Annotated in this window: 13 protein-coding genes, 5 tRNA genes and 1 pseudogene; 6 read left to right on the forward strand and 13 right to left on the reverse strand. The window is 51.8% G+C overall.

What is annotated here, in order from left to right:
- Positions 1–797 precede the first annotated feature (797 nt).
- From MXE39_RS07050 to MXE39_RS07070, 5 genes are all read right to left on the reverse strand, one after another.
- Positions 798–1,244, reverse strand: a complete 447-nt coding sequence (locus MXE39_RS07050) for a NirD/YgiW/YdeI family stress tolerance protein (protein WP_246977934.1) — start codon at positions 1,242–1,244, stop codon at positions 798–800.
- Between the two features lie 206 nt (positions 1,245–1,450).
- The gene (locus MXE39_RS07055; protein WP_246977935.1) at positions 1,451–1,852 is read right to left on the reverse strand and encodes a NirD/YgiW/YdeI family stress tolerance protein; all 402 of its coding nucleotides are present in this window, start codon (positions 1,850–1,852) and stop codon (positions 1,451–1,453) included.
- A 596-nt stretch (positions 1,853–2,448) separates the two neighbouring features.
- The gene (locus MXE39_RS07060; RefSeq protein ID WP_246977936.1) at positions 2,449–2,991 is read right to left on the reverse strand and encodes a NirD/YgiW/YdeI family stress tolerance protein; all 543 of its coding nucleotides are present in this window, start codon (positions 2,989–2,991) and stop codon (positions 2,449–2,451) included.
- 652 nt (positions 2,992–3,643) lie between these two features.
- Complete coding sequence (locus MXE39_RS07065) at positions 3,644–4,159, reverse strand: NirD/YgiW/YdeI family stress tolerance protein (RefSeq protein WP_246977937.1); 516 nt, start codon at positions 4,157–4,159, stop codon at positions 3,644–3,646.
- A 197-nt stretch (positions 4,160–4,356) separates the two neighbouring features.
- A complete protein-coding gene (locus MXE39_RS07070) occupies positions 4,357–4,746 on the reverse strand; it encodes a NirD/YgiW/YdeI family stress tolerance protein (RefSeq protein WP_246977938.1) in 390 nt (129 codons plus the stop codon).
- A 1,581-nt stretch (positions 4,747–6,327) separates the two neighbouring features.
- Between MXE39_RS07070 and MXE39_RS07075 the strand changes: the two genes are divergently transcribed.
- Complete coding sequence (locus tag MXE39_RS07075; RefSeq protein ID WP_246977939.1) at positions 6,328–6,741, forward strand: hypothetical protein; 414 nt, start codon at positions 6,328–6,330, stop codon at positions 6,739–6,741.
- 579 nt (positions 6,742–7,320) lie between these two features.
- Here the strand turns inward: MXE39_RS07075 and MXE39_RS07080 are convergent.
- The 5 genes from MXE39_RS07080 to MXE39_RS07100 all read right to left on the reverse strand — a co-directional run bounded on the left by MXE39_RS07080 (position 7,321) and on the right by MXE39_RS07100 (position 7,787).
- Positions 7,321–7,397 (reverse strand) — tRNA-Met (locus MXE39_RS07080).
- Between the two features lie 6 nt (positions 7,398–7,403).
- Positions 7,404–7,480, reverse strand: a tRNA-Gln gene (locus tag MXE39_RS07085).
- Between the two features lie 50 nt (positions 7,481–7,530).
- A tRNA-Met gene (locus MXE39_RS07090) sits at positions 7,531–7,607 on the reverse strand.
- Positions 7,608–7,613: 6 nt separating this feature from the next.
- A tRNA-Gln gene (locus MXE39_RS07095) sits at positions 7,614–7,690 on the reverse strand.
- A gap of 22 nt (positions 7,691–7,712) precedes the next feature.
- Positions 7,713–7,787 (reverse strand) — tRNA-Gln (locus MXE39_RS07100).
- A 612-nt stretch (positions 7,788–8,399) separates the two neighbouring features.
- Between MXE39_RS07100 and MXE39_RS07105 the strand changes: the two genes are divergently transcribed.
- Together MXE39_RS07105 and MXE39_RS07110 are read left to right on the forward strand one after the other, a co-directional pair.
- Positions 8,400–9,014, forward strand: coding sequence for a hypothetical protein (locus MXE39_RS07105; protein WP_246977940.1), 615 nt, complete (start codon positions 8,400–8,402; stop codon positions 9,012–9,014).
- Positions 9,015–9,039: 25 nt separating this feature from the next.
- Positions 9,040–9,474: a hypothetical protein gene (locus tag MXE39_RS07110; RefSeq protein WP_246977941.1), complete on the forward strand. Its 435-nt coding sequence runs from the start codon at positions 9,040–9,042 to the stop codon at positions 9,472–9,474.
- A gap of 178 nt (positions 9,475–9,652) precedes the next feature.
- Here the strand turns inward: MXE39_RS07110 and MXE39_RS07115 are convergent, their stop codons facing one another.
- On the reverse strand, positions 9,653–10,201 hold the full coding sequence (locus tag MXE39_RS07115; RefSeq protein ID WP_246977980.1) for a hypothetical protein: 549 nt from the start codon (positions 10,199–10,201) through the stop codon (positions 9,653–9,655).
- Positions 10,202–10,599: 398 nt separating this feature from the next.
- Positions 10,600–12,006 (reverse strand): NirD/YgiW/YdeI family stress tolerance protein, encoded by a 1,407-nt coding sequence (locus MXE39_RS07120; RefSeq protein ID WP_246977942.1) that lies wholly within the window; start codon positions 12,004–12,006, stop codon positions 10,600–10,602.
- A 1,307-nt stretch (positions 12,007–13,313) separates the two neighbouring features.
- On the opposite strand from MXE39_RS07120, the gene miaB reads away from it, so the two are divergent.
- The 3 genes and pseudogenes from miaB to ybeY all read left to right on the forward strand — a co-directional run bounded on the left by miaB (position 13,314) and on the right by ybeY (position 17,805).
- A complete protein-coding gene (gene miaB / locus MXE39_RS07125) occupies positions 13,314–14,702 on the forward strand; it encodes a tRNA (N6-isopentenyl adenosine(37)-C2)-methylthiotransferase MiaB (RefSeq protein ID WP_246977943.1) in 1,389 nt (462 codons plus the stop codon).
- Positions 14,703–15,310: 608 nt separating this feature from the next.
- A pseudogene (locus tag MXE39_RS07130) lies at positions 15,311–16,411 on the forward strand (PhoH family protein); the annotation flags it as partial.
- 791 nt (positions 16,412–17,202) lie between these two features.
- Complete coding sequence (gene ybeY / locus MXE39_RS07135) at positions 17,203–17,805, forward strand: rRNA maturation RNase YbeY (protein WP_246977944.1); 603 nt, start codon at positions 17,203–17,205, stop codon at positions 17,803–17,805.
- Between the two features lie 274 nt (positions 17,806–18,079).
- Here ybeY and MXE39_RS07140 read toward each other — a convergent pair whose 3' ends face one another.
- Positions 18,080–19,132, reverse strand: coding sequence for a hypothetical protein (locus tag MXE39_RS07140; protein ID WP_246977945.1), 1,053 nt, complete (start codon positions 19,130–19,132; stop codon positions 18,080–18,082).
- Positions 19,133–19,243: the final 111 nt, after the last annotated feature.

The raw sequence follows: 19,243 nt of genomic DNA on the forward strand, positions 1-19,243 counted from the left end.
GCCATAAAGGACCTGAATAACAGCGATGAAACGGCATGGGAAAGCCGATAAGATACGCCCATATCTGTGCAAGATCAAGAATGCCACGGCCATGCAGCAAGAGCCTTTTATCCCGCTCAAAACCTCATCATATGAGCCAATAATTACACAGCAGATCAGCAATATACGCCGCATATTATCCCTGGTCAGCTTCAGGCGGGCAAAGCTCACTACGGCTGACAACAATTGCATGCAAAGCCCTCTGAAAGAAGCGCAGCAGCGCTCATTCACGGCCGGTTTAAGCGGCCACAGCCATGGCAAAGCTCCCAGGAGAACACGCCTGCAAAAGCACCTGGCAATGCTATATTTTTGCAGCCCTGCCCTTACAGTGCGCCTTCTTTCACCATAGTGGGCCTGCCTGTGCACCAAAAAAGTCCCATCTTACAGCCATGCCTCCCGATTCAGGAAAGACCACCTGCAGCTGCCAGACGCTCTGTAAAACATGAATAAGGCGCAGTCAATGATCATGCATTGAATATGGAATTTTCCACACAGCAACAGTATGGACGCCCTCAGTATCGGACTACCTGAAAGCCTGCTCTGTGGTGCACCCACTATCTGATAATACCAGGCCTGGGCATCAAAGCTCCAGAGCAGCTGCCGGCCAGTGACAGGGGCTGCTCTGGGCCAGGTCACGCTCTGCCGGCGGAGATCGACAGTCTGATGCATACCGCAGATAAGAGCCTGAAAAGCAAAAAAGCCCTTTCACATGGTGAAAGAGCTTTGCAATACAACTGTACAAGGAAAAATTCTGCTAATTACCTGGCTGCTGGTGCAGGAGCAGCACCTGGCTGACCTGGGGCACCAAAACCGGCTGCGCCGCCCTGTGCTGCTGGAGCTCCCTTCTCTAGGGAAACAATGCGCTTAACATCGATGGTGGTGCTGAAGAAATCCTTATCTACAGTACCGGACAGCTCAATAAGCTCGCCCTTGGAAATATGAGACCAGTTCTGCTCGTCATCAAGCTCAACCTCAATGGAGTTGGTGCCGTCAGTGAACTCGTAACGCTCATGGCCCAGGTAGTCTACAAGGCGGCCGCGCAGGGTAACCCACTGATCATCATAAGCATTTTGCTTTACGGCCTGAACTGAGCCTGTATCCGGGGTATTGAAGCCCTGTGGACCGGCGCCGTAGCCACCGTCAGCATAAGCAGCTGCACTTACAGATAAAGCGGTTGTAACCAGTAATGCATTTAAAAACTTCATATGATCTCTCCTGGCCGACAGCTTATCTGATGAAGCCTGGTGGCCTTTGCTAGCCCTTAGGGCCATGTAAATGCCCTGCGGCATGTCTGCAGGCTCGAAGTGCATTACCTGCATGACATTAAAAACTGTTATTTACCAGGTGGCCTGTATACCACCCTTGATTAATCTGTAACTCAGACAGCTGAAAATATAATTGGCCGGCCTGATTATTTGACAACCTGAGCGTCGGTTACATCAATCTCGATGGCGCGTGGGGTTACATCAGTCTCGCCGTAGATGGTAATGGTCTGATCCTTACCAATGTGAGACCAGTTACGGTCATCATCAAGCTCAACTACGATGCGGCCAGTGCTGTCAGCAAATTCGTACTTGTCATTGCCAAGGTAGTTGGTGAGCTTGCCGGTGAGCACTACGCGCTGCTCGTCAAGACCGCTCTGGGTAACAGCCTGAACAGTGTTCAGAGCAGTTGCTGGACCAAAGCCTGCTGGACCGCCGGCCTGGCCTGAAGCGGCCTGACCGCCGCCAAAACCTGCAGGACCGGCAGCAAAGGCAACAGAGGAAACAGCTGCCAGGGCAGCAGCACTTACAAGAGCAGAAATCTTACGCATGTGACTCTCCAGATTCGGGACTTGGTTCACTTCAACCAGGCTTTTCTCAGAGAAATCAGCGCACAATACGCTGTTCTTTTTGGAACTGAGGGCTCCCGGCAGTTTTGGTTCGTTTGTGTGTGTAAGCTCATTTAAACCCATTGCACTTAGCTGATACTTAGCTGATTTTGTCTCTTTCCTAATACAGTCCAGTATCACCCCAAAAAGCCCGAAAATATGGGGTCCATGGGCACAGTGAAATACAAGTGTCAGATAATAATAATTAAAAAAATATGATCTTCGTCACTACTGAGGAATGCGTTTCACTCAATCATAGATTCAATGTATGCATTGCATACTGCCCGTACATCTAATCCCAATCTTCCTGTAACCAGGATGCAGCCGCCTGTCTGGCCAGCTGAGCAGACATGCGCCCCCTGCACCTCAGGCCTGCTGAACAGGCATGCACCTCTGCCTGCCCTGCGTTGACAGCTGTAAAGTCTAATGATTCAAAGTTACAGCACGTTCGCCTTAATCTTTTTCCTGCCAGAAAAGAAAAAGCCCTTTCATGCCGGGCACGAAAGAGCTTGCAAATACAACTGTACAAGAAAAAATTGTTAATTCTGTCTTACGGCAGGGGATGCAGTCTGAGTCTGGACCTGCTGCACAGGAGCCTGCAACTGACCTGCAGGGTAGGTCTGTGAATTAACAGGCTGTGCTGCAGGCTGGGCATAACCCTGCTGGGCCTGTCCAGGCTGTCCGTAGCCACCGAAACCGGCATTTTGATGAGCAGCCGGTTTCTCCAGAGAAACGATGCGCTTGACATCAATGGTGGTGAAGAAGAAGTCTTTGTCTACCTCACCTGTAAGCTCAATGAGTTCACCTTTGGAAATGAAAGACCAGTTCTGATCATCATCAAGCTCAACTTCGATAGAGCTGGTGCCATCGGAAAACTCATACCTGTCTTCGCCCAGATAATTCACCAGACGGCCACGCAGAGTAACCCACTGGTCATCATAGGCATGGCTCTTAACCCCGGCTACTGACCCAACATCAGGGGTGTTAAAGCCCTGCGGGCCAACGCCATAATAGCCGTCAGCATAAGCAGCGGAACCAACAGTCAGGGCAGCACCCAGAATTATAGAGTTAACAAGCTTCATATTTTTCTCCTCCCAGCCCCTGGCAGCTTTCGCTCCAGCCTGCCTGTACGTTTATCTGCCCGTATGACAGTCCGTTTATACAGCAAGTCTGAATGTGCTGTGGTCTGTCCGTATGACAGCACCTCTGAGTATCCCTCAGTCTGGCTGGCTCATCAGGGGGCCTGGGATATATCTTTTCAACAACCACGCCTTTGTCAGGACTTAAACTATCGGTCCTGCAGCACACAAAGGCAATTTTCGGTCTATACCCGATTATGTGCATGCATTCAAATCACAGCCAGTTCCTTCTCAGGAAGGAGACCCGGCTTTAAATCAAAATGCATGCTTATTTTCAGATCACCAGAAGCACTATTCAGTCAATAATCGCAGCTGGTAATTGTTTGCACGGGAACATTAAAGCGCAGGCAACTTAGCTGTTACTTAGTGTTTTTACCACCTTAAATGTGCCTGAGAAAAAGTTAAAGTCATTTGCCTTAAATAAGGTATTTTTGCGGAAAAATATTTTTTATTCCCCGAAAATTATGGTGCAGGATTAAAAAGCATTTATGTCATTATTCCTGTCCGGAATAAATGCAAAAAAGCCCTTATACCGGGGGATATAAGGACTTTGCAATACAACTGTACAAGGAAAAAAAATCTTTGTCTGGCTGGGCTATCTGGCCGGAGCCGGAGCACCGGCAGGCACAGGTGCCTGAGCTGGAGCTGCAGGAGCTGCTGATGCAGGTGCAGCAGCCGGTACCGGCTGAGCGTATCCAGGCTGCCACTGACCGCCAAAGCCTGCAGCACCCTGCTGAGCACCAGGTCCCTCAAGAGGAATAATATGGCTTACTTCAATGGTAGTTGAAAGGAAGTCCCTGTCTACCTTGCCGTGCAGCTCGATAAGATCGTTCTTTCTGACATGTGACCAGTTCTGATCATCGTCAAGCTCAACCTCAATTGTGGCGCTGCCGTCAGTGAACTCATAACGCTCATGTCCCAGGTAGTTTACGAGACGTCCGCGAATGGTAACCCACTGATCGTCATAGGCATTTTTCTTCACTGCGGCAACCGAACCCATATCTGGAGTATTGAAGCCCTGAGGGCTGCCGTAGTTATAATGTCCGCCGGCATAAGCCAGAGCGGCTGCTGACAGACCAGCAGAAACCAGCAAAATCTTTACAAGATTCATAATATTTCCTCCCGACCCTGCGCCTTTCTGGCGCTGGTTTCGGAACCATAACTCAACAACACCGCCCTTTATCAGGAGTACATCCTGTCACTTGAGCACATAAGGCGGTAATGACGGCCTTAATACAGCACAGGCCGTTCATATTCAGGGGACATCAGCTGTCCTTACCTGCCAGATTAATCAGCTTAATCTTGAGATTAACGGGCATCCTTAACGTCGATCTCGATGCCTCTGCGACTGCGATCGATCTCACCGTAAATGGTGATGGTCTGATCCTTGGAGATGTGTGACCAGTCACGGTCATCATCAAGATCAACTACGATACGGCCGGTCTTATCGGTGAATTCGTACTTGTCGTTGCCAAGGTAGTTGGTCAGCTTACCGGTCAGAACAACACGCTGATCGTCCCAGCCATTCTGAATTACGGCCTGAACAGTGTCAGGAGCAGCAGCCTGCTGGAAGCCGGCTGGACCACCTGGGGCAGCAGCTGGAGCACCAAAACCTGCAGGACCACCTGGGGCGGCAAAAGCGGCGGTTGAAGCGGCTGCGATGGCGGCAGCACCTAAGAGAGCAGAAAACTTGTTCATGATATTTCTCCAGAAATGGGTATTTAACTGTTGAAGGTCTGCCACGCGCCATACTGTCCTGATCTGTCAGATAAGGCCCAGGGACCAGGAGCAACCGGAATCAGAACCGGTCAGTTGCATTTGCGTGGAAGCCTGCGCTGAATACATTAAACGCTTTTGTACTTAGCTCTTACTTAGCATTTTTTGCCAATTTCCTAAGGAAAAATAACAAGAAATACTCCCATGCCGTAGACAGCCCGTATCTATCGCATTTATGCCCCCGGAAAAATTTCATGCTTTTTTTACATTTTATTTACCTGGTTCGAATACTCACAAAAACAGGGCATTTTCCAGGCTGCTTTCCAGGCTGTTTTCCTCCCGCAACAAACTGCCATGCCACATGCTAAAACCTGCCCAGGCAGCGTCCCTGCGAAAACTCCTCACAACTGTTAATTGCTCCTGCGCAAAAGCCCGATCCAGGCTGAATCTGACCATCTACTGAGCAGTCCGGTCTAAGCTGAATCTGACCATCCATTGAAATTGCAAATCTTAGCTCCATTTGAACGCTCATACTTTCTTACATCTGAATTCAGGCCAGGGCATAGCTGCGTTCTGACTACCGCTCTCAAGACTGACCTCTGCCATTTATGTACATTTATACATTCAAAATTGAACCGGCCAGCAGCTCAGCTATACAGAAATCTGAGAATCACCTGTGTAGTGTACTGAGTTCATCTTGATGCCAGAAATTCCTGTCAATTTATGACGCGCAAAGCAGACATGGCTCACAAAACAGGCCTGTTTTACCTGAATTTGACCATATTACTGGTACCAGGGTACGGAACTTAGCACTGTCAGTACCTGTCAAATATACAATTTGATGGGCCGCTCCCTCTTAACTGTTACCTTTTTAATGCGTGCCTGATTTTATGTCCGGCAACAGCCTGTGCTCACTCATGACGGACAAAGTAAAGCCAAAATAGTACCTCACCCATACGGCCTCCCCGCACCTTGCGGGGAGCGCTAACCCCCTTACCTTGCTGGGACCGTCAGGCCCTTAACTTGTGTGGTGCGCTAAGCGAATTACCTTGTGGGAGCACTGAGCCCCCATATCCGGATATTTTCCTCTGTCCAGTTTGACTGAAAGGATCGAAAATCCTGTAATTATTACAGTCTGTGCAGCCTGATGCGCCGAAGGCATGAATAAAGTCAACCGCAACATGGAATCAATCACATGCTCAGATTAATTTTTGTGACAGGAGCTCTGTTTTCTGAATCTCATTAAGAAAATGTTGCCTGATAACGGTTACAATGGCGGGCCGCAGGTATACCTCCGGGAGAGGGCTCTCTTGCAGCATCACGCCGTGACTGAACTATAAAGATTTTGCGGTTTGCTAAATAATGAGCCCAAATATTGGTATATTAATAACTGCGTATAACTGGCAGATAAGAAAAGTACAGGAAATCTGACTTTCATACTTTCTGCAGCACTACTCTAAAACATTGGAATTATGACGGTTTTAGCCGCAGAGAGTATTCCCAGGAATATGCCTCACCAATAAGCTTTCTGATGTGCGAGTCTAACTAGCCGAGGCGAAGAATATGGATTTTAAAAGTAACAAGCCTTTAATTATCATTACTGGTGCCCTCACTCTGGCAATTATCGTTATTGCCATCCAGCTGGTTTTCCTTTCCATCACCGTAAAGAGCCAGAAGGACACCATGCAGTCTTTCTCCTCAGCAACCGATGTTCACAGCATCCAGAACCGTATGGCTAATATGGAGAGCAATATTGTAGAGTTCTCCCGTGAGCTTGAGACTGTCCGTGCTGAATTTGCCCGTCTCAATGCCGAAGTTAGCGCCATGCAGAGCGTAGTTGGCAAGACCGGTAATGACTACCAGTTCCTGCAGCAGGAGCTCACCAATTTCGACAACCGCATTTCCAATCTTGAGCGTCACGCCGCCAACTCCGAGTACGTAATTCAGAGCCTCGAGCGTTCAGTGCGCACCCGCTAAAGAATTTTTGAGCACTTGCCAAAAAAGCCTGACATTTGTCAGGCTTTTTTGTTTGCAGCATATCTGCACAGCAACAGGCTTTCTGCCCCCATTTGCAACGCACACACTGAAAATCTGCCCCGGGAACGGCCCCCCGGTCAGCAAGCATGCCGACCGTCCCGGCCACCGGTCAGCCCGGCTCCCCAGAATCACCAGTCCAGGCCGGCCTTTAATGTTCACGAAGTGCTCATGAGCTCAGAGAGCCCGACTGGAGAAGTGGTGAAGAAGTGCTGGATTATTGCAGACAGGTTCAGGTCTGAATCATGGTGAAAATTCTTATGACTGGAGCAGTGAATGCAGGCTTTCAGTGCAGCGCAGCGCTGCACAGCGCAGTTCAGGACACTTAGCCTGGCATGATGACGGGATTTGGACAGATCTTGTGGCGAGATTAAGTGTGCTGCATGCTGCCAGAGGATGATCAGGTGGCAGTACGGATTTGCAGGTTGGATTGATTAATATTGATATGAACTTAAGGCGGGATTTTTGGGAGGCCCAAAAACAAAAAAACACCAAGAAGTATGTCTTCTGGTGTCGATGAGATGGTAGCTATGACTGGAATTGAACCAGTGACCTCAGCATTATGAGTGCCGCGCTCTAACCAACTGAGCTACATAGCCACTGAGTGGCAGGGGTACAAGGACTCGAACCTTGGAAATGACGGAATCAGAATCCGTTGCCTTACCAACTTGGCGATACCCCTACATGAGAAGCTCATGAATGAGCAGATTGAGTGTCTTAACCGCAAAAGACTGGTAGCTATGACTGGAATTGAACCAGTGACCTCAGCATTATGAGTGCCGCGCTCTAACCAACTGAGCTACATAGCCACTAAATGGCAGGGGTACAAGGACTCGAACCTTGGAAATGACGGAATCAGAATCCGTTGCCTTACCAACTTGGCGATACCCCTGTGGCGGTTTCTTAAAGACTGATGGCAGGGGTACCTGGGCTCGAACCAGGGCGTGACGGGATCAAAACCCGTTGCCTTACCACTTGGCTATACCCCTAATACCTTGCCGTCTTTAAGAGTCTGTGTCGTTATGACAACGGCGCTCATTATAGCGAATATAAAACCCCAGTCAACAGTTTTTTTTAAAATTTCACACTTTTTTAATATGAGGAGCTCCAAAGGCCTGTTTATCAGCTGTGCAGGAACATCGCCCCGCACGAATCCCCTAGCCCCCTGACATCACTGACATCACTGACATCACTGACATCCCAACAACCATGCAGCACTCAATTGCAGTAACGCTCCTCCCCCGCAAGCGGCAGGCTCGCAGCTCCTGCCGTACTTATAGCATGTGCATGGTTATGGTCATTGGGGCCAGATGGCGGCCTGCGGACTTACGTTATGTCTGCTGATGAGCGTGCAGACCATGAGTACGTTAGTGCACTTTGCTGTCCATAAATGGGAAATACTGTCGTGGTGTGGTACCAGACTGCTACAGTGAATTGCGCAGTTTTAGAAAAGTCGATTTATCTGCAGCTAAGGAGTACTATAGCTAAACTGTCTTTCCTGGCTCATAATTACATGAGACTGACGCCTCCGGTTTATGTACCTGCCAGGGTATTGCTTAAGCGGTCGTACTGAAAGGTCCGCCGCCGGTTATTGTGGCGTTATGGAACTGTTACTCATATCAGCAAGCTGTCTAAAGGAGCAGATCATGCTGCGCACTGGCTTTGTTAATGCGTCTACTTCCCGTTTCTCTGTTGTTTCTGCCCTGGCAGCTGCAGCCTTCCTCAGTGCCTGCAGTTCAGGTTCACAGGACAATCGTGAGTCCATGTCCACCCTGCTCAAAGAGCTCAATGACAAAGAGGCGCGAACAGCTTCGCAGAACCGCGCCATTGAGCGTATTCATAAAAACACCCGTGAGGAAATCGACTCCCTGTACGGTGAGACTTCATGGACTCCTGATAATGAGAACGCCTACCGTATTGCTTTAAAGAACACTGATCTCGTTTACGACGAAAGCAGCCGCACCTTTATCCGTCTGGCCCGTGAGCAAAAAGAGGCCATGGAGCAGGCCCGCCTTGAGGCCCTTGCAAAGGAAGCTGCCGACCAGAAGGCAGCTGATGCGGCAGCATCCGCTGAGTCAGAACCTGATGAGTCAGCACCTGCTGATACAGGATCTCAGACAGTTGCAGCCCCCGGAACAGCTCCTGCTGATGCAACCGCCGAGGCAGCTGATGGGGCTGCTGACAGCAAAGATACTACTGAAGCTCCCAGTATATAATTCATCTGAATCTGATCTGAGCGCCATGTTCCAGGCTGCTGCCGGAACTGGTGGCACCGTCAGCCCCTCAGCTAACAGTGGCTATGCACAGCCGTCAGCTTCGACTGGTGGTGCACAGGTCAGCAATGCCACCTCAGCACAGATAAAACCGGCACCGGGAGGATCAGGGCTGCGTCCGGCAAAGCCTCTGCAGTTTCAGAAAATGTCCGATACCCTGCAGCAGGATGGAGCTGTTTACAATGCCCCTGTTCCTGTAAGGGAACCAGTGCGCAGCTCATCAATACGTAATACTCTCAACTACTATCAGACAGGTCGTGAGCCCTGCCATAACTGCGCAGACTCATACGACACTGATCCTGTGTATTACGAGCCGTGGTATCAGCGTTTTAACACCACAGACAATCCTTCGCCCAATGTGCGTAAGGCTACCCAGGGTTATCAGCCCAAAGTATTCAAATAGCACTGAGCGGCAGTCCTGATCTGATATCGCCCAATGCGCAAATGGAAAAGCCAGGCAAATGCCTGGCTTGTCCATTTCTGTGGCTGAATAAGGTCCTCAAAGCCCCCTCAGGATATTACTGAGGATCATACTGATGAGCTTACTGACAGGCCTGATGTGCCCTGACAGTCTGCCGTATCTAAGGCAGTGACGGGGTTGGGTAACCACCTGGTGGCGGCTCCAGAGGCACATTAGGAGATGTTGGAGCCCATGCCGGAGGCGGTGGCGGAGTAATCACTGTGCCTGGTGGTGGTGGCGGATCCGGCAGCATAGGCATGTCAGGCGGTACCGGGGTGCCTGGTGGTGGAGGTGGCGGACGGTGACCTGGATAATTGCCGCCCGGATACTGGCCTCCTGGATAGTTGCCATTGCCACCGTAATAGTAATAGGCATCAAGGCCCACTCCAAAACTGTTACTGGTGCCCGACTGCACAGTTACGGTATTGCCGTTTTCATCTACATAGGTGTAGGTGCCAGGACGGCTCTGGGCCTCCTGTTTGGCAAGCTCCTGTCGATAGGCAGCCACCTCTTCAGGAGTGCCTATCATGGTAGGTGTCTTGTTGCCATAGACCTTTATTTTAGGCTGATTATCCTGAGCGCCCTCATTGCCCGCCGCCCATGCCGAAGTCATAAAGGCACAGGAACCGAGCATCAGGGACAGCACCAGCGCTGCAGGTGTTTTTCTCATAAACCACCTCCTGAGAGTGTTAGCTTGTGGCTGATCGTTATGGCCTCATCATACAGCTGCCATGGGACACATAGCCCGCATACCATAGCACACGGACTGTCCTTACGGGGCATATGACCCAGGGGCCGTGACGGCCTTGCAGGCGTGCAGGCATGCGTGCATGCATGCAGGCAGGCAGTCATGCAGGCATGATGTGCAGGCAGACAGGCTTGCCATACATTGCAAGAACTGTGATGAGGAAAATAAAGACCCTTTTAAAGGCTTAACGGCAGCTGATCTTACAGCTGTATAGTCACACAAAGGGCCCTGACAATAAATGCCAGAGCCCTGTAAATAGCGCGTTAAATCGTTATGCCTGCCGACCGCCTGCTTATGAAGGACGCAGCTGCTTTAAGTCATTAAAGTCTGCTGGAGCCTTCCTGTGAGCTGGCAGCAGGAATATTGACACCGGCATCATTGCTTACCGAGGTGACAGAAGGTGCACTGACAGTGTCTTTGACCTTGGTGGCAATGGCAGAAGAGGCGGCTCTGATAGCTGCTGCCGCATCGCCAGCCATCCGTTCGGCTCCGGCGCTTATGGCGCGTCCGGCTTCAGCAGCTTCTTTGCCAAGGGCACGGCCAGCTTCAGATGCTTCCCTGCCAGCCTCGCGGCCTGCCTCGGCAGCTTCCTTACCAATCTGGCGTCCGGCCTCGACAGCTTCCTTACCAATCTGGCGGCTGATTTCAGCAGCCTCTTTTCCAGCCTCACTGGCTGACTGGGCAACTTCACTGCCGACTGACTTTACTGCACTCTTTACAGAGTCAAAAGTATCACTTGCAGATGCAGTTAAATCCTCGCTGGCAGATACCAGATAAACTGATGCTGAATCACGGATAGCCGCAGCGCCATCATTAATCTCACGGGCTGACTTCTCTATATCCTTGTGGCTGTCCTTAATGCTCTTTACAGCCTCTGCAGCAGCATTGCTGATCTGATCAGCGCCCTGTGGGGCAACGGCCGGGCCGCCCCCGTCGCTGTTTTCTGCCTTGTCAGAGTTTTCACCCTGCTCATCAGCACTCTTTTGCTGTGGGTCTTTGGCAGGAGCATCGGCACTGAGCGCAGCAGGCGGCTGTGTCTGGCCTCCTGTGGCCTGATTAGTCTTTGCCTGGCCTGCCTGAATATTTTTGTAGGTGCCGTCCTGTACGGCATGAACAGTAGCTGCAGCTGTACCGGCTACAGCTGAGGCGGTAACGGCTGGCACGACGGCAGCCGGAACCACAGCAGCGGCAACTTCAGTGACCGGCTGGATGCCCTGACCTGTCATTGACGGGACGGGAACTGGAGTGATTATGATGCCTGATTCACCTGAGGCAGCACTCTGAGTGGCTGCAGTTGCAGCGGTAGTTTCGATAATGCGGTAGCTCTTGGCTTCGATCTTGAGCTTGAACATGTTGCGCTCAACCTCGCCAATAATTTCAATGAGCTGATCCTTGTGGACATATGACCAGTCCACATCATCATCGAGCTCTACCTCAATGGAGCTGCCCTGTTCATCGGTAAATTCGTAATTGTTCTTGTGCAGAAAGCCGGTCAGACGGCCACGCAGCCTGACGACTTCATCATCACGTCCATGGGTCTGAATTACGGCTACAGAGTTGAGTTGATCAGAAAATCCCTGAGGAGCATTGTGATACTTGTATCCGGCCCAGACGCAGGCAGGAGCAAGGAGCAGGCTTGTGCTCAGTACCACAGCAGCTGAGCCTGTCATGGCTCTGCTTAAGGCAAAGTGCATAGTTCCTGGGAATATATTTTTTACATTCAACATACCTTACTTCCTGTCATAAGGCCTGACAACCTGATTCACATCAGCATGACAGACCCGCAGCAGCGGGCAAAGGCAGCCTGCCGCCAGATAAGCACGTGGCCGTACTGTTCAAAACCACAGCTGGCCATGGCATAACTGTTATGCCTGAAACTGCCTTATTCCCTGCATTCAGTAAATTCAGGGCAGCACTGACATCAGCCTGAGCCGGCTGACTGCTGTCCATACCATGGGGCTGTTTACCATTACCCAGGTGTTATCAGGGCAGCGGTTTGTAAATACAGCTGGTCAGACAGAACAAAAGGCAGGAGGTGACGCACAGTCAGAAGCATCTGTGCATAATAACCGGCAGGCCAGGATCTGCAGTCCCCACAGGCGGGGTAAAAATTCACTGGTGTCAGACACGGCCCTGTCAGCAGAAAGGGACTTATGTCTCTCAGATCTCTGTTCCATCAGTGATGACGGGCATTTATAAAAGCTTACGGCCTGCATTTTTGACAAGACTATCTTAATCACTGCAAATTAGCCCTTACTTAGGCAAGTTTGAAAAGACAATTACGTACCTCTCTGTCACCGTGCAATACCTGCATGTATATATACATACAGCCACGTCCAAAAGCCCGATGTTAAGCCATTAACACCAGATTTATCTCTGTATTGCCCTCATACTTCCCTGCTGATTACAAGTGAGTGCTCTCCCGGCTCCATTACACTCCACTGGACATGAAAGCTGCAGATTTCCCATGCACATATCCCGGCAAGCCCCTGCATGTTTCTGCTCAAATGGCAGAAATTTCAGATTTTTACGCGCTTTAAGTCCAGATTTAGTGTTCTATGAGCCCAATATCATCTCAATAGCGCTCTGTAAAACCCCATCTGAGCGCATCATGACATCCATCTTATGAGCTGCAGCCGCCCCTCTGCCTGTGCTGCTGCCCATCTGGCGCAACGCGCCGCAGTCCATGCGGCGGGCGCGGCGGGAGCAGCAGGTGCGGCGGGAGCTCCTGTGTGGCCGGTGCGCCTGAGTGACGGGAGCTGCGGTGACGCTGGCTCTTCGGATGCAGATGGAGCTTCGGTGACGATGACTCTTCGAAAGCATATAGCGCCGCTGTTGCACTGCTTATGGCCGGAGGGCATTTTTATGCCTGGGGCTCAGTGCCGCGTTATATGGATGGGCTGTTATGATTATGTTGTTCAGATGATGGGATTTGAGCGCAGGGGACGGGTAAAAAATTGTATAATAGCCCGCATTTTTTTCACGGTCTGATGACTTTTCTGAAGACTTTCCGCGCGTTTTTATTAGGTGAGATATGACTGAGATTACCGGTATTAGACTCAACAGCAATGTCAAGCTGCAGATGGGCACTTTCCATGTGGCTGTCTGGGGCTGTCAGATGAATGTCTATGATGCTGACCGTATCCGCGATCTTATGACTGCTTCAGGCTATGTTGAGCTCAAGGAGCCAAATGGCGCTGATGTCATCATTCTGGTCACCTGTGCCGTACGCGCCAAGGCTGAGGACAAGGTCTTCAATCAGATTGGCTCATGGAGACACAAGGGCATTATCAGCGAAGACACAGTTATTGCCTTTGGTGGCTGCGTAGGCTCTGAGCTTGCCCATCAGATTATTGAAATTGACCCTGAGATTGCCATTGTCTTTGGCCCTCGTACCGCTCACCGTCTGCCAGCCATGGTGGCTCAGTTCCGTGCTACCCGTGAGCCTGTAGTTGACGTAACAGCCGAAGCTCTGGAAAAGTTTGACTCTCTGCCTGAGCAGGGTCAGCGTGGTCCAAGCGCTTTCGTAACCATTATGGAAGGCTGCTCCAACAACTGCACCTACTGCATTGTGCCTCACACCCGTGGTGGTGAGGATTCCCGTCCTGTGCAGGATGTGATTGACGAGGTTATCACCCATGTGGCCAATGGCGTCAAGGAAATCCATCTGCTTGGTCAGAATGTAAACTCCTACCGTGGCATGGGTCCTGACGGCTCCATAGTGCGCCTGTCCACCCTGCTTTACGAAATTGCTGCCATTGATGGTGTGGAGCGTCTGCGCTTTACCACCTCTAACCCTATGGAGTTTACCGACGATATCATTCAGGCCATTGCTGATCTGCCTGTGATTGCCGATTCCATCCATATTCCTGTTCAGTCAGGATCTGACCGTATTCTGCAGCTGATGCGCCGTGACTATACTGCTGACTCCTACCGTGAGCTGGTAGCCAAACTGCGTAAGGCCCGTCCAAATATCTTCATCTCCACTGACATTATTGTGGGATTCCCAGGCGAGACTGATGAGGACTTTGCCCAGACCATGAAACTGGTAGATGATGTTAAATTCGACGCCAGCTTCAGCTTTATTTACTCGGTGCGCCCAGGCACTCCTGCAGCCGATCTTGAGGACAATGTCCCTCTGGAGCACAAGCGCCAGAACCTTTATGCTCTGCAGGCAAAGCTTGAGGACTACGCTACCATGTACTCTCAGAGCCTGATGGGCACCCGTCAGCGTGTACTGGTAGAGGGTATTTCCCGCAAGAGCGATCAGGAGCTCAAGGCCCGTACCTCCAACAACCGCATTGTGGTATTCGAGGGCAGCCGCGATCTTGTTGGTCAGATGGTTGATGTGGACATCATCAAGGTTATGAGCCACACCATGAAGGGCCAGCTTATCAACAGCGCTCTTAACTTAAGCAATTAAGCACACTGCAGCTCGTCTTAACAGGCGCGCTTTAAGGGCCGCAGACTGACCAGCAGCACTGCACCGGGGCCGGAGGCTGACATACAGCCTGCCGGCCCCGGTTCATTATGGCCCCTGAACAGCCCAGGCTGCGCCAGGCTCCATGCTGTGCACGTGCAGGCGCGCCCCTGACGCAGCATGGCGGCGGCCCCTGACGCAGCATGGCGGCGCGCTCCTGACGGCGGTATGGCGGCACGCCCCTGACTGTGGCAGTGGCGATGCGCGCCACGGGACCGGGCTGCAGAGTCTTTTTAATACTCAGGGGCCTGCAAATGATGCGCACTTAATATTTTTCATCTATCATTACCGACAGATTTTTTTCTCCATGCTCCTGTTGTGCAGAGAAAATGCTACAGCGCTGCCTGCAGCCCTACGGCCTGCATCATGACAGTCTGCATAAGGCTGTTGCAGCGTGCCGCACCTTGCCCTGTCTGTCAGGCCAGAGCCCAGACCGTCAGGCCTGGCGGCCTTTCTGTCTGATTACCGTTTGAGCATGGGTATATGAGGCCATCAAAGGCCTGTACTTTGGAGAGTAAATGACCAGAGAGCATTCTGATAAAGACGTTGATATGCGTCGCTTCATCCTGGAGCCGGCTGACCGCAACCGTCTTGGCAATCTTGTTGGGCCTGAGGATGAAAACATCAGGCAGATTTCCGATCGTCTGGGTGTGGAAATCCTGCACAGCGGAGCTTCCTTTGCCATCAAGGGCAAGGGCAGGAAAGCCATTGCTGCCGAGCGCATTATTAAACAGCTTTATCTGGAGACTGCACCTGTAGGCAAACAGAAGAAGGCTCAGTACATTACCCCGGACAAGGTCAATCTGGCTATTATCGAAAATACCCATCTTGAGGCCGACAAGGCTGACAGCCCGGATCCTCTTGACTATATCGATGAGCAAAGCCGTCTTGAGCAGGCTGAAAACGCCCGTGCCACCCTCAAAAAGCAGGTACGTGAGGGCGAGGGCGATCGTGGCAGCGTCGGTGAGCTTTATCACAAGGCTTCAACCCTCAAAACTCAGCGTGGTGTTATCAAGGCCCGTACTCCAAATCAGGCCGGCTATATAAGCCAGATCATCAGCCACGATGTGTCCTTTGGTATTGGCCCGGCTGGTACCGGTAAAACCTTCCTTGCTGTGGCTGCGGCTGTTGATGCCCTGACCCGCAATGAGGTGCGCCGCATTATTCTGACCCGTCCTGCCGTTGAGGCCGGTGAAAAGCTGGGCTTCCTGCCAGGCGATCTTACTCAGAAAGTAGATCCTTATCTGCGCCCTCTGTACGATGCCCTTTTTGAAATGCTCGGTTTTGAAAAGGTGGAAAAGCTCATTGAGCGTCAGGTCATTGAAATTGCCCCTCTGGCCTATATGCGTGGCCGTACCCTCAATGACAGCTTCATCATTCTTGACGAGGCTCAGAACACCACCATCGAGCAGATGAAGATGTTCCTGACCCGTATCGGCTTTAACTCCAAGGCCGTTATTACAGGCGATCCTTCTCAGGTGGATCTGCCACGCAACGTTCGCTCCGGTCTGCGTCATGCCATGGAAGTACTTGAGCGTGTTGAGGCCATTTCATTTACCTACTTCCTCTCTGAGGACGTGGTACGTCACCCTGTAGTAGCTGCCATTGTTAATGCCTACGATGCCTGGGACAAAAAGGAAAAGGAAGAAGAGGAACGCAACGGATCTGAGCGCCGTGGCCGCGACCGCTGGCGTGATGACCGCAGCTATGGCCCTCGCCGCTATGGCAGATTTGACCGTGGCTCTGAACCACGTCAGGATCACGAAGAGTCTGACGAAGAGAATCAGGACAGCCAGGCTGCAGGCAGCAGAGAAGTGGCCGAAATGATTCCAGCAGCTACACAGGACAGCCGTAGCTCAAGGGATCACAATGACTCTCAGGCAGATCATGGCGCAGTAGAACTCTTTCCATCATCCCACTACTCACGTTCAGACTCAGACAGCTCTGATCAGTACCGCCGCTCCCTTGATGAGGATGTAGAGCGCCTTAAGGATCAGCAGCTCAAGGTAGAGCAGGCTTTTACCACAGCCGATGACTTTGATGCCCTGATGGATGATCTGATGGGATCAGATCAATCTGCCGCACAGAGCCGCACCGATGGGGCTGATAAGACCACCGCCCAGGCTGACGATGCTGCCCAGGCTGATGAGAGCTGGAACAGCTGAGCTCCTGGCAGCCGACAAGGCCACCGCCCAGGCTGACGATGCTGCACAGGCAGATGAGAGCAGGAACAGCTGAGCTCCTGGCAGCTGACAAGACCACCGCCCAGGCTGACGATGCTGCCCGGGCAGATGCGCGACCAAACAGCTGAGCTCCTGACAGCCGATAAGGCTGCGCAGCGATACCATAACAGCGCCCGCACCTGCGGGCCCTAGACAAAAGGAGGCTGCCCGAGGGCAGCCTCTTTTTCAGAACGGAACCAATGCTCCGTCCGGGACGAACCATGCAGAAGATCTTTATTGATTTACAGACAGCCGTTGAAGATACGGCGGATATTCCCTCTCTGGACAAGCTGCTTGTCTGGGCTCGAGCCGCCTTTGAAGGTGCCGGTTACCAGGAGGACTGCTCACTGAGCGCCCGCTTTGTCACTAATGAGGAAATCCATGAGCTCAATGCAACCTACCGCAATGTAGACAGGCCTACCAATATCCTCTCTTTCCCTTACGATGAACCAGATGAGCTCAGCTCCCTTGACCCTCAGCTGCGTGCCCAGCTTGAAGCCGGAGCAGAGGCTGGTGATGACGAGGATTCAGCTAAGGCAGATGCTGCAGCCACCTGCTGTGATGAGTATGAAGACGAGACTGAGGGCACCTACCTTGGAGACCTGGTCATTTCCATGGAAGTACTCAAAAAGGAAGCTGCCGAGCAGGAAAAAAGCCTTGATGAGCATGCCGCTCATCTCATCATCCACGGCTGCCTGCATCTTCTTGGATTTGACCACATTGAAGATGATGAGGCCGAGGAAATGGAGAGCCTGGAGATCAAAATCCTGGCAGGCCTTGGCTATGCCAATCCATATCTGGAAGCTCATGAGCGCATGTCCTGACCGGACCTGACCGGACCTGACCGGACCTGACCGGTCCCTGACCCGGCGCCGCCCTGCCATGCTGCAGCCATGGCCACGGCATGGACTGCCATGGCCATGGACATGGCTCTGACCCGGGCCCTTACCTGTACATTCAAAAGCAAAAGGCGCAGCAATCCTGAAAAATCAGGAGGCTGCGCCTTTATTTTGCTCTTCAGTGCCAGATAGCATCTGATTCACTGTGTAAGATTGCTGCGTTCAGACAGGTTCTGTTGCAGGTCCTGTTAATGCCCCATTACTGATTAACGATGCGGGTGACGGCATATATGGCCTGCTCGCTTGCCTTGTTCGCCTCTGCATAATTGATGGTGTTGACCTGATCTGCAAGAGAGCTGTTTTCATCCTTGAGCAACAGCTTTACCTTGCACATGGCATAGAGAACCTGTACCAGGGCAACGGTATTGCTGATAATGCGCTGTCCCTCACTGCCAAGATCACTCCACTCTGCCTTGCCATGAGCATCAGTATTGCTCATCACGACATCGCGCATCATATTGAGCTGACTGTTGTAGACGCCGCGTACAGATGTCAGCGTGTCATTGTAGTTACGGGCCGTGTTGCGCAGCTCAGTAAGGTAGTCGCAGATTTTTTCAATCTTGCTTTCGGCCTTATACATCTGATCCTTTGCCTCTTCAGCCTGGTCGCTGATCCTGCTGCCGGCCATGGAGAAAATCATACCTCCCACCAGCAGGCCCACGCCCAGAGTAGCGCCGCCCAGAACCATGGAACCAAGAGCCATGCCGACGCCACCTGCGGCCAGGGAACCGCCACCAGGTGCAGCAAGAGCGGCACTGGTTGCAGCTGCACCGCCAAGTCCACTGATGGCAGCACCTGTCGAGGCTGTACCTGCAGCCATAACCGCAGCTGTAGTAGCGCCTGAGGCCGCCATGGCACCTGCAGTCCCCAGTGCCGCACCACCAATACCGGCTGCCAGAACCGAGGCTCCCACTGACACATCCTTTAGCTCCTCAAACCTGAAGTCAGGAATCACGTTGCCCATGATGTCCAGATTTTTAAATTCAGGACGGTTCCTGATGCACTCAAAGAGATCAGCAAATTCCCTGAATGAAGACAGGGTCTCAAGCTCATTGCGGCCCAGCTTGTCCATCATGGAGCAGGCCGGCTCATTACAGTCCCGGAGCTTGCCCATATTGCGTTCATGGCGGCGCTTTGCCCACTCAATATCCTCTTTGGCCTCCTTCATTTTTACTGCGCCGCGAACACCCATACCAACACCCGCTGCACCTGCAACAGCAGCAATGGCACCAACAATCAGTGGAAGGGGCATAAGAAAAACTCCATGAAAAAACACGCAAAGCTTACCTGAGCTGAGCTGAGCGTAATGCCAGGCAATTTCCATATGCATACTGGCTGGCCACAGTCAGGCCCAGGGCCACGC

This window comes from Anaerobiospirillum sp. NML120511, assembly GCF_023050955.1.
Taxonomy (GTDB): domain Bacteria; phylum Pseudomonadota; class Gammaproteobacteria; order Enterobacterales; family Succinivibrionaceae; genus Anaerobiospirillum.

Excerpts from the sequence above, each read along its gene's own strand:
- MXE39_RS07050 (WP_246977934.1), bottom strand. The coding sequence starts at position 1,244 with ATGAAGTTTTTAAATGCATTACTGGTTACAACCGCTTTATCTGTAAGT.
- MXE39_RS07055 (WP_246977935.1), bottom strand. The coding sequence starts at position 1,852 with ATGCGTAAGATTTCTGCTCTTGTAAGTGCTGCTGCCCTGGCAGCTGTT.
- MXE39_RS07060 (WP_246977936.1), bottom strand. The coding sequence starts at position 2,991 with ATGAAGCTTGTTAACTCTATAATTCTGGGTGCTGCCCTGACTGTTGGT.
- MXE39_RS07065 (WP_246977937.1), bottom strand. The coding sequence starts at position 4,159 with ATGAATCTTGTAAAGATTTTGCTGGTTTCTGCTGGTCTGTCAGCAGCC.
- MXE39_RS07070 (WP_246977938.1), bottom strand. The coding sequence starts at position 4,746 with ATGAACAAGTTTTCTGCTCTCTTAGGTGCTGCCGCCATCGCAGCCGCT.
- MXE39_RS07075 (WP_246977939.1), top strand. The coding sequence starts at position 6,328 with ATGGATTTTAAAAGTAACAAGCCTTTAATTATCATTACTGGTGCCCTC.
- MXE39_RS07105 (WP_246977940.1), top strand. The coding sequence starts at position 8,400 with ATGGAACTGTTACTCATATCAGCAAGCTGTCTAAAGGAGCAGATCATG.
- MXE39_RS07110 (WP_246977941.1), top strand. The coding sequence starts at position 9,040 with ATGTTCCAGGCTGCTGCCGGAACTGGTGGCACCGTCAGCCCCTCAGCT.
- MXE39_RS07115 (WP_246977980.1), bottom strand. The coding sequence starts at position 10,201 with ATGAGAAAAACACCTGCAGCGCTGGTGCTGTCCCTGATGCTCGGTTCC.
- MXE39_RS07120 (WP_246977942.1), bottom strand. The coding sequence starts at position 12,006 with ATGTTGAATGTAAAAAATATATTCCCAGGAACTATGCACTTTGCCTTA.
- miaB (WP_246977943.1), top strand. The coding sequence starts at position 13,314 with ATGACTGAGATTACCGGTATTAGACTCAACAGCAATGTCAAGCTGCAG.
- ybeY (WP_246977944.1), top strand. The coding sequence starts at position 17,203 with ATGCAGAAGATCTTTATTGATTTACAGACAGCCGTTGAAGATACGGCG.
- MXE39_RS07140 (WP_246977945.1), bottom strand. The coding sequence starts at position 19,132 with ATGCCCCTTCCACTGATTGTTGGTGCCATTGCTGCTGTTGCAGGTGCA.